We start from the raw sequence: 15,462 nt of genomic DNA, 5'->3' as shown, positions 1-15,462 counted from the left end.
ATGAATGTTGGATAGGGTGTGGATAAAAGACAAACAGTGATATCCTAAGAACAGGATAATCTCCTTCGTCTGTGACGCGCGATTCTACACCTTATTACGAAAAATGCGTTTTGAATAAATAACAATTTATTTAGAAAAAATGACACTGTTTAAAATAAATGTAAAAAATGAGCAGATATCTATATTGTCATGTTTTACCAACAAGATTATATTCTGCTTCACTCTCATTCTGCTTTGCATGACAACACTAATTTAAATTAGAATAATCTCTCTATTTATTATTCTAGACGTGGCTTATCAGTTTATACAACAAATGAGCTAATTTTGAGTATTGTTCATTTAAGCAAGATTAATGCTTAACTTGCCTACGGTATATCGGAGATCATGGAATACAAACATATCCTGTCCTCTAACCAAATGTCTTTAAAAACGTTTTACATCGAAAACCCGATGATAGCGATGGTTAGTGGCGCAAAAGGTACGATTTGCATCAATGGGCAAACTATTGATGTATCTAGCCATTTAACGCTTATTATTCCGAAATATAGTCAAATCTCTTGCGATATAGTCAGCCAATTTACGCATAAATCGATTGAACTGCACACTCTTGTTTTATGTGAAACAGAGCTTCAATCTGTTTTCTCTTTACTAAAGCCTTTAATTAAATCTAGTTCACCACTAACAAGCCACCTTCCTGCTTACCATTTATCGACTCCTGAAGTGATAAAAAGCAATTTTGGAATTTTAAAACAGTGCTTACCACTTCCACATGGCTCTCCATCTCAAGAAACCATGTTTATGCAGCAATGTTTATTTTTTATTTTGATGGCGGTGTATCAAGAAGGTATCGATATTTTAAATATCTTCCGATTTAACTATGATGAGCCTAAAAATCAGGCAATTACACATTTAATTACGCAAGATCCGCAAAGAAAATGGCATTTAGAAGATGTGGCTAAAACGCTTTTCACAACACCATCAACGTTACGTCGGCATTTAAGTAAAGAAGGTGTCTCGTTCTGCCAGCTATTACTGGATGTCAGAATGGGGATTGCTTTAAATTACCTGACATTTTCCAATTACTCTGTTTTTCAAATAAGTCATCGCTGTGGTTTTGGCAGTAATGCCTATTTTTGCGATGCTTTTAAACGTAAATACGGCATGACGCCTTCACAATTTCGTATTCAGTCTCGCCAATCTAACGATCCCTCTGCGATAACAAAACTATCAGAGAAGATTGCTGAGCCTAATAGAAAGATATTTCAAACCTTATAGAGTTATGACAAATTATTTTTCTTTAAGAAGCTAATTCCCCCCATTAGCCGCATCTGATTTAAGATCCACTGTTGCCGCTTTAGAGTATAAGCAGAAGGTTTATTTACGTGATAAACATGCGGATTAGGTAATACTGCGGCTAATAGTGCAGCCTCATGACTTGTGAGTTGTTTCGCTGGCTTTCTAAAATAGTGTTGGGAAGCCTGCTCTACACCGAAGATCCCATCACCAAACTCAACAATATTCAGGTATACAGTTAAAATACGCTTTTTTGACCAAATAAGCTCGACAACGGGCGTCATTCCCGTCTCAAGCCCTTTTCTTATCCAACTACGACCATCCCATAAAAAAAGATTTTTGACCGTTTGCTGAGAAATAGTCGATGCGCCACGTAATGTTTTCCCGTTGTTATGATTTTTTTTGAAAACTTTCTCAATAGCATCAAAATCAAAGCCCCAATGTTTGGGAAAATTTTGATCTTCAGAAGCAATCACGGCTAAATACATCACTGATGCTATCTCTTTTTCACTCACCCAAGTGGAATGTGATACATAAGAGAAATCAAACTCACTCCAAGCAGAAATTTGTCTCTGAACCATAACAGCAGAAAAAGGTACAGGTAAAAAAGAAAACAGCACAACTGTTAACAGCCATAAAGCAATTAAAATAATTAATAGTTTCTTTAACTTTCTCACCAGTACCATCTGCTGTTTTACCTACTATTTATGCCATCTCAAGGACTTTCTTAACCAGTTTCTCAATACCTACCTGTGCTTGTGCAATAGATTGTGCAAGCATATACGCAGGAGTTGTGACAACACGATATTTTTCATCAACAACAATATCATCAACAGGGCAATCCACATGGATGCCACCCATTTTTTCGATTGCATGTGCTGTTTCTGCGTCATTTCCAATTGTTAATTTTACTGGAGAATTTAACATTTTTGGTAACATTACAGGTGCAATACATATTAGTCCTAATGGTTTATTTTGCTGATGCATCGCTTGTACAAATCTTAAGAGATCTTTGTTAATTTCACAGTCACTCCCTTTTGTTGCGAAATTGCATAAATTCTTCGCCGCACCAAAACCACCAGGAATAATGACAGCATCAAAGTTTTCAGCCTTTGCCTCTGATAAAGGGGATATTTTTCCACGAGAAATACGAGAAGATTCTTCCATCATATTCCTTTTTTCTGATTTTTCTTCCCCTGTAATATGATTAATTACAGTTGGTTGTAAATCATTAGGTGAAAAATAATGAACCTCAGCATTATTTTGGCTTAAAGCAAGCATTGTGAGCACTGATTCATGGATTTCACTCCCATCGAACACACCACAGCCACTTAAAATTACCGCAATTGATTTCATATCTTTCTCCGTTTGTAGTAGATTACTAGTTACCCATTTATAGGTGTAAACACCAATCGGCATCACATATTTAAATGTTTCTTGTAACAAAAAAACTTATCTTTGCTATTTTGTTGCTTGTATGATGTATGGAATAGTTTCATCCTATTCGCCTATGTAATGAGAATCAAAAAAAGCGGATAGAAAAGTTTCCCTGGTGTTGGCGCAGTATTCGCGCACCCCAACCTTCGGTTGGGGTTATTTTTTTCTAGTGTCTGATAACCAGTTTCTTAAACTTTCCACATCCTTTCTCCAATCTCTTTCTAGCTCATCCACCCACTCTTGCACATTGTCCCACCAAGCAGGTAATTCTGATGATTGGATCTGTTTAGCGAGTTGTTGTAAATGTTTTAAACCAATAGAACCCGCTGCACCTTTAATTTTATGTCCCTCCTCAGAAATCCCCTTCTCATCACGAGCTGTTAGGTTAGATTCAAGGACTGACATATAACTTGGCATCATCTTTTCAAAAACATCTAGACCATCAGTGATTAATTGAGGTCCGACAAGTTCGATGTATTGATTCAGCATGTCTATATCTAATAATTCTTCATTTTTATTCAACAATTCCGATGACTCATTACATGGTACAGAAACCGCACCATCACCCCAGAATTTATTGATAATCGCGGTAAGTGCATCCACAGAAAGTGGTTTACTTAGCACATCATTCATTCCCGCATCCAAATACTCTTTTTTGTCTTTCAAAACATTTGCTGTTAAAGCAATAAGAGGAGGTAGTTCATTACTGTCGAATTCTTGACGTAATTTTCTTGAAATATCGAATCCTGTCATATCCGGTAATTGAATATCTAATAGCACTAAGTCATATTCATCAGGCTTAAACATCGATAACGCTTCTTGCCCTGTCATTGCTACATCAACAGTATTGCCCAGTTTTTCTAAAACAGAGCAAGCAACAATTACGTTTAGCTCAATATCTTCCACAAGCAGAATATTTAAAGCTGGTAATAAGAGCTCATCATCATTTTCGATATCGTGATGCTCTTCAATCGCAGGAGCGACGATAGAGAGAGTAAAGGTAGAACCCTTACCTAACTCACTCTCAACACGAATATCACCGCCCATATGCTGTGCTAGGCGTTTTGAGACAGCAAGTCCGATACCCGTTCCCGTTGCAGAACGACCACCTTGACTATCATTGACTTGATAGTACATGGCAAAGATCTTCTCCAGCTCACTTTTTGGAATACCAATTCCGCTATCTTTCACTTCAAAGAACAACTTATCTGGCGCTTCTTGCCAAATACGTACTTTGATTTCGCCTTCTTGGGTAAACTTCACGGCATTACCGATAAGGTTCCATAAGATCTGGCGTAATCGAGTTCCATCAGAGGTTATTTTATGCGGTAGCGTTTCTTCTGCTTCCAGTGTGAATTTCAATCCTTTTGGCTGTACTAACAGTCCAGACAGGTTTTCTAAATCAGAAATAAATTCAGTAAAGTCAATTGGCTGGTTATCTAACTGAATTTTTCTACGCTCAATTTTATCCATTTCAATCACGTCATTAAAAATATTCCCTAACGTAATCGCACTCACATGGATGGTTTTTAAGTAATTGAGTTGTTCTGGCGAAAGCTCGGTATCCAATAAAATACGGCTTAATCCAACAATACCATTTAGCGGTGTACGCAATTCGTGGCTGATTGTTGAGATAAAGGTGGTTTTATCACGGCTCGCGTTCTCTAACGCGTCTTGATAGCGCTTACGCTCTGTAATGTCACGTCCAAAGCCCATTAAGCCATGACGTTTACCAATACGATCATAAAACGGCACTTTGCGCAGTTCAAAACAAGCCTTGCGCCCATCAGGATAAACTAACCATTGCTCATAAGTGAGTGACACATTATGACGGAAGACTTTTTCATCTGTTTCCATCACTTTTATCGCAATATCTTCGTCATACACATCAAGTGGTGTTAAACCGATAAGTTGCTTCTCGCTTTTACCTGTTAGTAATTCTGTCGCGCGGTTACACCCTGAAAATTCATTATCTTCATTACGGTAATAAACTAAGTCAGGAGAGGCATCGAGGAATGATCGTAAAAGTGAGGATTGTTGTTCAAGCTCGATTTGCGTCAATTCACGACGCTTCATTTCGCTTTTTAGTTTTTCGAGTAGTTCAAGATGCGCTTTTTCAACTTTTTCACGCTCTTGAATTTCCAAGTTTAATTGCTCAATATTCTCTTTTAATTGAGAGTTAAGCTCTAAGTCGCGCTGTCGCATTACACCCAGTTTATCCACCATACGAGATAAACGGCGTCGTGACTCTTCAAGTTGTTCAACCACAACAGAAAGAAAATAGACAGCCCAAGGCGTAATAATCAGCCCAAAGAAAATAGAGCGAACAAGGTCAATACTGGTAACATCACCTGCAAGCAAGAATGTCACCGCCATTTGAACAACCATCGCTAAAACAACTAATGCAGAAGCCAACAATAATGAGAAGCGAATTAGCCCCAGCCTCATCATTAAGTCAACGTAGTATTGGGCAAGCCCTTTGAGCAATTTCATTGAAAACTCCAATATATTGAATCTATGGAATGATAACCCAAAAATGAATTGGCGCAGTGGCGAACATTCAGAAATCTTGCTAAGAGTGGTTATTTCTCATTACTTTGTTTGATTTAACCCTCTATTTTCTCTCAACAAGAACCTCTCCGATATATGTATTCATAAAAATAATACAAAACCTAATTGCATAAACGATAGCGATATCAACGATAAATAGACCTTATTAGAAAAAATTCAATTTGTCTTTTTTTATACAAATTGTATAAAAACAATAAAAAACTAAATTTGTTATAATCATTAGAATAACTAACTACTCGTTTTTATCATTAAAGGATGTGATAAAGCGAAATGGCTTAAATAAAGTGATATAACTCACACTAAAAATAGGTATCCACCTCCTAACAAAATAGGATATTTTATTTATTTATCAATAAATTAAAATAAAAAATTTCTTATTCATCTTATTCTAGTCAAATCTCCTCATACATTGACCTCATTTTTATTTATCGATAAGTTGAAAAGGCATTGCGTAGCAATATAAAAAACACTCCAAGCTAGGCAAACACAACATCACCCGATGAGCACCCATAAATTTACCTACATACTTTGAGCCAAAACGTTCCTTTTGCGCTCTGTTTTGAGGTGCCCAGTAAACTAAGTAGGAAGCAAAAAATGCTCTATCAAAAGACACAGGAAAAAGACAATTGTGGATTTGGGTTGATCGCGCATATTGAAGGGCAAGCCAGTCATAAAATTGTCAGAAACGCGATCCATGGCCTCGCCAGAATGCAACATCGAGGAGCCATTCTTTCTGATGGTAAAACGGGCGATGGTTGTGGATTACTTTTACAAAAACCCGATCGTTTCTTCCAATTGGTTGCTGAGGAAAAAGGCTGGCATTTAGCTAAAAACTACGCTGTCGGAATGCTATTTTTAAGCCAAGATCCTAATATCGCGGCACAATGTCGCCTTATTATTGAAGAAGAGCTTCAACGTGAAACACTCTCTATTGTGGGCTGGCGTAAAGTTCCTATTAACACCGATATTCTAGGCAGTATCGCCCTTTCTTCTCTTCCTTTAATTGAACAAGTCTTTGTTAATGCTCCCGCAGGTTGGCGGATAAGTGATATTGAAAGACGACTCTTTGTTGCTCGTAGACGTATTGAAAAACGTATTACTGATAGTGATTTTTATATTTGCAGTCTTTCTAATTTGGTGACGATTTATAAAGGCCTTTGTATGGCAATCGATCTGCCACGCTTTTTTACCGATCTCGCTGATCTACGCATGGAATCTTCAATTTGTTTGTTCCACCAGCGTTTTTCAACTAACACCACTCCCAGATGGCCTCTTGCACAACCTTTTCGTTATTTAGCGCATAACGGTGAAATTAATACCATTACCGGCAATCGCCAATGGGCTAGAGCTCGTGCCTATAAATTCCATACACCTCTTATTCCTGATCTACAAAGTGCCGCCCCTTTTGTGAATGAAAGTGGCTCAGATTCAAGTTCACTCGACAATATGCTAGAGCTTTTTCTCAATGGCGGAATGGATATTGTTCGTGCAATGCGGTTGTTAGTGCCACCAGCATGGCAAAATAATCCACAGATGGATGATGACTTACGAGCATTTTTTGATTTTAACTCAATGCATATGGAGCCTTGGGATGGCCCTGCGGGCATCGTGTTATCAGATGGTCGTTATGCTGCGTGTACGCTAGATAGAAACGGTTTACGTCCTGCTCGCTATGTTATTACCACAGATAACATCATAACTTGTGCTTCTGAAATTGGTATTTGGGATTATCAGCCAGATGAAGTACAAGAAAAAGGGCGCGTCGGTCCCGGCGAGCTAATGGTTATCGATACTCATCATGGACGTATTCTCCACTCTGCCGAAACCGATGAGGATTTAAAAAGACGCCATCCTTATAAACTATGGCTAGAGCGCAATGTCAAACGCTTAACACCGTTTGAAGAGTTGCCAGAGCAGCAAGCCACAGGACAACGCGCCTTTGATGACACCTTATTAGCTACTTATCAAAAACAATTTGCATATAGCCAAGAAGAGCTTGAAAGCATTTTGCATGTGCTTGCAGAAAATGGGCAAGAAGCAACAGGTTCAATGGGCGATGACACCCCATTTGCTGTACTTTCTCAACGTCCTCGCCTTATTTATGACTATTTTAGACAAAAATTTGCGCAAGTCACAAACCCTCCCATAGATCCATTAAGAGAAGCCCATGTCATGTCTTTAGCGACCTGTATTGGACGCGAGATGAATGTGTTTTGTGAAGCGGAAGGTCAAGCACATCGGCTGAGTTTTAAATCGCCTATTTTGCTTTATAGCGACTTTCAACAGCTTATTAATCAAGAAAGTCCTTATTACCGCCCCGTTCATCTTGATATCACTTATCAGCCAATAGAATGCAACTTAGAAACTGCGTTGCGCCAATTATGTGCAAAAGCGCAACAGGAAGTTCGTAATGGTGCGGTGTTATTGGTTTTATCCGATAGAAATATCACTAAAGAGCGGCTGCCTATTCCTGCCCCTATGGCAGTTGGTGCAGTACAAAAAGCGTTGGTAGATAATAATTTACGCTGTGATGCCAATATCATTGTCGAAACCGCTAGCGCCCGTGATCCACACCATTTCGCTGTATTACTTGGGTTTGGTGCTACCGCTATTTATCCTTACCTTGCTTATGAATCTTTAGCTCAACGTGTTGATAGAAAAATTCTGCAAGCAAGCTATGCCCAAGTGATGCTTAATTACCGCAATGGCATAAACAAAGGGTTGTATAAGATCATGTCCAAAATGGGCATTTCAACCGTAGCGTCTTACCGTTGCTCTCAACTTTTTGAAGCGGTCGGATTAAACGATAACGTTGTTAATCGCTGTTTTGCGGGCGTTGATAATCGGATTAATGGTGCTGATTTTAGCGATTTTGAACAGGATTTATTTAATCTATCTAAGCGAGCTTGGTTAACTCGTTATCCTTTAGAAACAGGTGGATTATTAAAATATGCCCATAAAGGGGAATACCACGCTTATAATCCTGATGTCGTTCAAGCGCTACAAAAAGCTGTAAATAGTGGGGAATATACAGACTATCAGCATTACGCAAGCCTTGTGCAACAGCGCCCAATCACCACCTTGCGCGATATGTTAGTTCTCAATAACAAAACAACACCTATCTCGATTGAAGAAGTCGAACCTGAAACCGAGTTATTTAAACGCTTTGATACTGCCGCTATGTCAATTGGGGCATTAAGCCGAGAAGCTCATGAAGCTCTTGCGCAAGCGATGAATACATTGGGAGGTTTTTCAAATTCAGGAGAAGGAGGCGAAGATCCAGCTCGTTACGGTACAGATAAAGTCTCACGCATTAAACAAATTGCCTCTGGTCGTTTTGGCGTAACACCTTCTTATTTAATGAGTGCGGATGTTTTACAAATCAAAGTCGCACAAGGGGCGAAGCCCGGTGAAGGCGGACAACTTCCCGGCGATAAAGTGACACCTTATATTGCGCAACTGCGTTATGCCGTACCCGGTGTTACCCTAATATCACCGCCTCCTCATCACGATATCTACTCTATTGAAGATTTAGCACAGCTTATTTTCGACTTAAAACAGATCAATCCAACTGCACTGATTTCTGTAAAATTAGTGTCAGAGCCTGGAGTGGGTACTATTGCTACGGGTGTTGCTAAAGCTTACGCAGACTTGATCACTATTGCGGGTTATGACGGTGGTACAGGTGCAAGCCCTTTAACTTCCGTAAAATATGCTGGCAGCCCGTGGGAATTGGGCTTAGTTGAGACTCAACAAGCATTAGTGGCAAATAATTTACGCCATAAAATTCGCTTACAAGTCGATGGTGGATTAAAAACAGGTCTAGATATTATTAAAGCGGCGATTTTAGGCGCAGAGAGCTTTGGATTTGGTACTGCGCCAATGGTGGCGTTAGGCTGTAAATATCTACGCATCTGCCATTTAAATAATTGCGCGATGGGTGTTGCAACCCAAGATGAAACACTTCGTCGTAACCATTATCATGGATTACCTGAACGTGTTATTAACTACTTCCGTTTTATTGCGCAAGAAACCCGTGAATTAATGGCACTACTCGGCGTGAAAAAAATCACCGATTTAATCGGTCGAACTGATCTGCTTTCATGCCTTGAAGGTGTTAGCAGTAAACAGCAAAAACTCTCTTTAGGTGGATTGTTAGAAACAGCAACGTCACCATCAGGTAATGCACTTTATTGTCAGGAAAATAATCATACTTATGATAAAGGCGAGTTAAATCAACAAATTGTTACTCAAACTTGCGATGCTGTTAAACAGCAAAAAAGCCAAACACACTATTTTAATATTCGTAATACAGACCGCTCTGTGGGAGCAACATTATCAGGTATTATCGCCAAGAAATATGGTGAAAGTGGCTTATCTACCACACCAATTAAACTTTATTTTACGGGAACCGCAGGTCAAAGCTTTGGTGTATGGAATGCACAAGGCGTTGAATTAACCTTAGTGGGTGATGCCAATGATTATGTTGGTAAAGGTATGGCAGGAGGTCGCATTGTAATTTCGCCTCCTGTTGGCTCTGCATTTAAAAGTCATCACGCAACCATTATGGGAAATACCTGCCTTTATGGCGCAACAGGCGGAAAACTTTATGCTTCTGGCTTGGCTGGGGAGCGCTTTGCTGTCAGAAACTCCGGTGCAATTGCTGTTGTTGAAGGCGTTGGCGATAACGGTTGTGAATATATGACCGGTGGTATTGTCTGTGTTCTGGGTAAAACAGGGATTAACTTTGGTGCAGGAATGACGGGTGGATTTGCCTATCTATTAGATGAAGATCTCACATTATCACAACGGATCAACACTTCATCAATCGAGTTGCTTCCTGTTGCATCCTTTGCCATTCTCGCTGAACATCTACGTGGCATGATCGCAGAACATGTCAGACTAACTGGTTCACAACAAGGTGAAAAATTACTGTCACAATGGGAATATTGGTCACAACATTTCAAATTGGTGAAACCAAAATCCAGTGATGTTAATGCGTTGCTTGGTCATCCTCGTCGTTCATCTGCTGAATTACGCGTTCAGGCACAATAGGAGAATATTATGAGTCAGAATGTGTATCAGTTTATCGACTTAAATCGTGTTGAGCCGACCAAAAAGCCATTAGCAATCCGCAAAATTGAATTTGTTGAAATCTATGAAGCTTTTTCACCGCAACAAGCCTCCGCACAAGCCGATCGCTGTTTAGGCTGTGGTAATCCTTATTGTGAATGGAAATGCCCTGTTCATAATTACATTCCTAATTGGCTAAAGCTGGCAAACGAAGGACGTATTATTGAGGCTGCTGAGCTTTCTCATCAAACAAACAGTTTGCCTGAAATTTGTGGCCGCGTTTGTCCTCAAGATAGGCTGTGTGAAGGCGCTTGTACGCTGAATGATGATTTTGGTGCTGTCACAATTGGCAATATTGAACGTTACATCAATGACACCGCCTTAGCACAAGGATGGCGTCCTGATCTTTCTCACGTCACAATGACCGATAAAAAGGTCGCGATTATCGGTGCAGGTCCCGCAGGTCTTGCCTGTGCAGATGTTCTTATTCGACAAGGTGTGAAACCCGTTGTTTATGATAAACATCCAGAAATTGGAGGATTACTTACGTTTGGGATACCTTCTTTTAAACTCGAAAAATCACTGATGATCCGACGCCGTGAATTATTTAGTGAAATGGGTATCGAGTTTTGCCTCAATACGGAAATAGGTAAAGATATCTCCCTAAATACCCTAATAACACAATATGACGCTGTATTTCTAGGATTGGGCACTTATCACAGTTTAAGTGGCCATTTTCCTAATGAAAATGCTAATGGAGTTTATAGCGCACTACCTTATTTAATTGGGAATACACGTTATTTAATGGGTTATGATGAAGATCCTCAAGCGCCTTATAGCGATCTTAAAGATAAAAATGTCGTGATATTAGGAGGAGGAGATACCGCAATGGACTGTGTACGCACTGCCATTCGACAAGGTGCAAATAAAGTCACTTGTGTTTATCGCCGTAATGAAAGCAATATGCCAGGTTCAAAACGTGAAGTAAAAAATGCCAAAGAAGAAGGTGGAGAATTTTTATTTAATCTTCAACCTATCGATATTGAAGTCGATAATCAAAATAAAGTGGTTGGTATTCGCGTTATTAAAACTCAAAGCGATAAAACATTAATGCCGATTGAAGGAAGTGAACATGTGTTATCTGCTGATGCGGTTATTCTGGCATTTGGTTTTAAACCTGCACATTACCCATGGTTAGATGAAAATAATATTGAATATGCCTCTTCAGGCAGAATTATTATTTCAGATAATCAAGAAATACAAAATCAAACAACAAACCCTAAAGTATTTGCAGGTGGTGATATTGTACGAGGCTCTGATCTTGTTGTTACTGCAATAGCAGAAGGAAGAGAGGCAGCTGAAGGTATATTGCGATATTTATCATGTTAAATATTTTTTATTTTCGTTATTTAAAATAACAATTTCTCTTGTTTATTATCCCATTTAATTTAAGTGGGATAATTTTTTAATATTATCTGTGAAATTAATAAATAGTATTTAAGGATCATCAAGATATCTGACTAAATAATCATTCTCATTACCATTTAATGTAATTTCTAGAATAATAGTTTGATAAAAATCGATATTCTTTTTTGTATCAAAATAACACTCTTGATCTATAGTAAATATAATTTATTTTCGTATTTTTTACTTTATCTCTTTTTATTTAACCTTTCCGTCATCTTTTAATGATAATTGTTTTACAGCATTTGTTAATAACATCACAGTCTAAAAAAATAGATTTTATTTCGGCTATTAAATTTGATAACAATCAAATATTGTCAATCTACCAACTTCATAATGGAGTCACCTAATAACTTTACAGAAAAATATAATTTATTGATGTTAGGTTCGTTTTCACAATTAATAGTATTGTCATAATTAACTAGGGGATCACTATGGTGATGCAACTTATAGCAGTAGCCGTTATTATCGTAACTGTCTATTTGCTAATAAAAAAATATGAAACCCGAATGGTGCTAATTGGTGCGGGCTTATTACTCTGTATTTTAAGCCTAAGCCCATTAGATGCGTTTGCCGCATTTAGTGAGCGCATGGTGTCTTCATCATTAATTCAAGCAATCTGTTCGAGTATGGGTTTTGCTTATGTTATGAAATACACCAAATGCGACATGCATCTGGTTCATGTTTTATCAAAAGTAATGACTCGTCTGGGCTTCTTCCTTATTCCAGCCACTGTTGTCGTAACATACTTTATTAATATCGCAATCCCATCAGCAGCAGGTTGTGCGGCTGCGGTAGGTGCAACACTCATTCCGTTATTAATCGCAGCACGTATTCACCCAGCTATCGCAGGTGGTGCAGTCTTATGTGGTACTATCGGCTCAATGCTAAGCCCTGGTATGTCGCATAACGCCTTCGTTGCTAACATGGCAAATATGGAAGTGGTTGATTTAATCGCTCGCCATAGCCCATACAGCTTAATGGCTGGTGGTATCGCAGCAGTTTCTCTTGCCGTTGTCGCTTTAGTGAAAAAAGAGTTCAAAATGGCTTCTGCTACGGGTGATGCATCATCTTCATCAGCACAAGCAACGCCAGAAGCTGTTCGTCCTAACTATTTATATGCAACAGCACCTTTCATTCCATTAATCCTGTTAATTCTACCATTCTTCGAGACTTTCAGTACATTTAAACTGTCTGTTCCTGCGGCAATGTTAATCGGTTCTATCTATGCCCTGTTCATCACATTAACTAACCCTGCTCAAATTACGAAAGAGTTCTTTAAAGGTATGGGTAATGCTTATGGTGATGTATTAGGTATCATCATTGCAGCTGCAGTATTCGCAGCAGGTCTGAAAGCATCTGGTTTAATCGACGCGTTCATCAACTTCTTAACTCATTCTCCTGAATTTGCTCGCTGGGGTGGTACTTTAGGGCCATTCTTAATGGGTATTATCACAGGTTCTGGTGACGCAGCAGCATTCGCATTCAACGAAACAGTAACACCTCATGCTGCACAATTCGGTTATGAAATCCCTGATATGGGTATGGCAGCGGCATTATCTGGCGCGTTAGGTCGTACTATGTCACCACTGGCAGGTGCAGCAATTGTTTGTGCTGGCCTTGCAAATGTTAACCCTATGGAAATCGCAAAACGTACTGCACCAGGTATGATTATCGGCGTCATCGCTGTTGCGTTATTCATGTTATAAGTGGAGAAATGAATATGTCAGCAATTACACTAGAAAAATTAATTAAATGGCGTCGTGAGTTTCACCAATATCCAGAAATTGGTTGGTCAGAATTTTTAACCACAGCAAAAATCGTCAAAGAATTACGTAGCTTAGGTTTAGAAGTTAAAGTTGGTCCTGACGTTATCAATCAAGAATTTGCTTTTGGTCGTCGTCGTCAAGTCGTTGAAAAAGGCCTCGCTGTTGCAAGAGAGCATAAAGTTGATGAAGCTCTGCTTGATGAAATGAAAGAGCTAACGGGTTGCGTGGCTATCTTCGATAGTGGCAAAGCAGGTCCAACCGTAGCACTACGTTTTGATATCGACTGTGTTGGTGTTAACGAAGCAACCGAAACTAAACACCGCCCTCATGCTGAGAACTTTGCTTCTTGTCACGCTGGCGAAATGCACGCTTGTGGTCACGATGGACACATTTCTATCGGTTTAGGTGTTGCTCACTGGTTAGTTGAGAATAAAGATAAAGTCGTTGGTAAAGTTAAAATCTTATTCCAACCAGCAGAAGAAGGTGTTCGTGGCGCTCGTGCAATGGCTGAAAGCGGTATCGCTGATGATGCAGATTACTTCTTAGGTGCACACTTAGGCTTTATCGCAAACAGTGGTGAAATTGTTATTAACCCAACACATTTCTTATGTACCACTAAATATGACTTCCGTTTTAAAGGTGCGCCATCTCACGCAGGTGCAGAGCCTGAATTAGGTCGTAATGCATTAGCAGGTGCTTGCCATGCAGCAACACAAATGCTGGGTATTTCTCGTCATGGTAAAGGGATGTCACGTATCAACATCGGTGTATTAAAAGCCGGTGAAGGCCGTAACGTCACCCCAGCTAATGCAGAGATGCAAATTGAAGTTCGCGGTGAAAACGAAGAGATCAACAGCTTTATGGCTGCAAATGCAGTACGTATGGCTGAAGGCGCAGCACATAGCTTCCAGTTAGAAATGGAAAGCGAGATCATGGGTGAAGCCGTTGACCTGACAAATGACCAAGAACTGATTGATGTTATGACCAAAGTTGTTGGTAAACATTCTGAGCTAACTGCGGTTGCAACGCGCCCATTCGGTGGTAGTGAAGATGCGACAGTATTAGCAAAACGTGTACAACGTTGTGGTGGTAAATCACTGTACTTCGTTGTTGGTGCGGACAGAACGGCTGGTCACCACCAAGCAGGCTTTGATTTCGATGAAAAACAATTAATGACTGCGGTTAATCTTTACACTGGATGTTTAGAAGAACTACTGAAATAATTTATCGGTAACATAATCCAATAAAGCGCTCTATAGCAATATAGGGCGCTTTTTTTTGTGTATAAAAAAGCCCAGTTCGGTTGAACTGGGCTTTTCATTCATACTAATAAGATAATCTCTTATTTCACAACGCGCAGTGCTGGACGACCCGTTGGGCGAGGTGGTTCTGGATCATCATCTGGTGAAGAGGTATCAGCTTCAACAGCTTCATCAGTGACGAGAGACAAACCTTCGCTAGCCGGAGCTATATCGTTCTCTTCACTATCATCTTCAGCAAACTGTAATGATGCACCAGATTCATAAGCAGGCTCTGGCTCAAACATCATTCCCGCACCGTTTTCTCTCGCATAAATAGCCATAACAGCAGCCATAGGCACTCGTACTTTACGAGGTATGCCGCCAAAGCTTGCACTAAATAAAACCTGATACGGCGTTAACTCTAAGTTATCTACTGCACGAGATGAAATATTTAGTACAATTTGACCATCGTGCGCATATTCCATTGGGACTTGGACACCAACGATATTCACATCAACAACTAAATGTGGTGTTAAATCGTTTTCGATGATCCAATCATAATGCGCACGTAATAAATGCGGACGACGCGGAGACATATCCATAATCTCCATACT

At 39.5% G+C, this 15,462-nt stretch carries 9 protein-coding genes; 5 read left to right on the top strand and 4 right to left on the bottom strand.

Annotated elements, in window-relative coordinates; genetic code table 11:
- Window positions 1-384 precede the first annotated feature (384 nt).
- Window positions 385-1,275 carry an AraC family transcriptional regulator gene (locus AB4J89_RS14490; protein ID WP_088493792.1) on the top strand — a complete coding sequence of 297 codons (891 nt, stop codon included), beginning with the start codon at window positions 385-387 and terminating at the stop codon, window positions 1,273-1,275.
- Window positions 1,276-1,277: 2 nt separating this feature from the next.
- Here AB4J89_RS14490 and mtgA read toward each other — a convergent pair whose 3' ends face one another.
- The 3 genes from mtgA to arcB form a co-directional block, all read right to left on the bottom strand.
- On the bottom strand, window positions 1,278-1,979 hold the full coding sequence (gene mtgA, locus AB4J89_RS14485) for a monofunctional biosynthetic peptidoglycan transglycosylase (protein ID WP_088493793.1): 702 nt from the start codon (window positions 1,977-1,979) through the stop codon (window positions 1,278-1,280).
- Window positions 1,980-1,998: 19 nt separating this feature from the next.
- A complete protein-coding gene (elbB, locus tag AB4J89_RS14480) occupies window positions 1,999-2,649 on the bottom strand; it encodes an isoprenoid biosynthesis glyoxalase ElbB (RefSeq protein ID WP_311755446.1) in 651 nt (216 codons plus the stop codon).
- 237 nt (window positions 2,650-2,886) lie between these two features.
- Window positions 2,887-5,223 (bottom strand): aerobic respiration two-component sensor histidine kinase ArcB, encoded by a 2,337-nt coding sequence (arcB, locus tag AB4J89_RS14475; RefSeq protein WP_088493795.1) that lies wholly within the window; start codon window positions 5,221-5,223, stop codon window positions 2,887-2,889.
- Window positions 5,224-5,895: 672 nt separating this feature from the next.
- Here arcB and gltB point away from each other — a divergent pair.
- The 4 genes from gltB to AB4J89_RS14455 all read left to right on the top strand — a co-directional run bounded on the left by gltB (window position 5,896) and on the right by AB4J89_RS14455 (window position 14,830).
- The gene (gene gltB, locus AB4J89_RS14470) at window positions 5,896-10,356 is read left to right on the top strand and encodes a glutamate synthase large subunit (protein ID WP_368469707.1); all 4,461 of its coding nucleotides are present in this window, start codon (window positions 5,896-5,898) and stop codon (window positions 10,354-10,356) included.
- A 9-nt stretch (window positions 10,357-10,365) separates the two neighbouring features.
- Window positions 10,366-11,763, top strand: coding sequence for an FAD-dependent oxidoreductase (locus AB4J89_RS14465; protein WP_102949415.1), 1,398 nt, complete (start codon window positions 10,366-10,368; stop codon window positions 11,761-11,763).
- 509 nt (window positions 11,764-12,272) lie between these two features.
- Complete coding sequence (dcuC, locus tag AB4J89_RS14460) at window positions 12,273-13,547, top strand: C4-dicarboxylate transporter DcuC (protein ID WP_088493797.1); 1,275 nt, start codon at window positions 12,273-12,275, stop codon at window positions 13,545-13,547.
- A 14-nt stretch (window positions 13,548-13,561) separates the two neighbouring features.
- The gene (locus AB4J89_RS14455; protein ID WP_088493798.1) at window positions 13,562-14,830 is read left to right on the top strand and encodes an amidohydrolase; all 1,269 of its coding nucleotides are present in this window, start codon (window positions 13,562-13,564) and stop codon (window positions 14,828-14,830) included.
- A 119-nt stretch (window positions 14,831-14,949) separates the two neighbouring features.
- On the opposite strand, the gene sspB is transcribed toward AB4J89_RS14455, so the two are convergent.
- Window positions 14,950-15,459 carry a ClpXP protease specificity-enhancing factor gene (sspB, locus tag AB4J89_RS14450; protein WP_088493799.1) on the bottom strand — a complete coding sequence of 170 codons (510 nt, stop codon included), beginning with the start codon at window positions 15,457-15,459 and terminating at the stop codon, window positions 14,950-14,952.
- Window positions 15,460-15,462 lie beyond the last annotated feature (3 nt).

It is taken from the genome of Proteus sp. STS61-E, from assembly GCF_040932335.1.
GTDB lineage: Bacteria > Pseudomonadota > Gammaproteobacteria > Enterobacterales > Enterobacteriaceae > Proteus > Proteus mirabilis_B.
The sequence above is the reverse complement of the archived record's forward strand: the minus strand, read 5'-3'. Positions and strand labels throughout refer to the sequence as shown.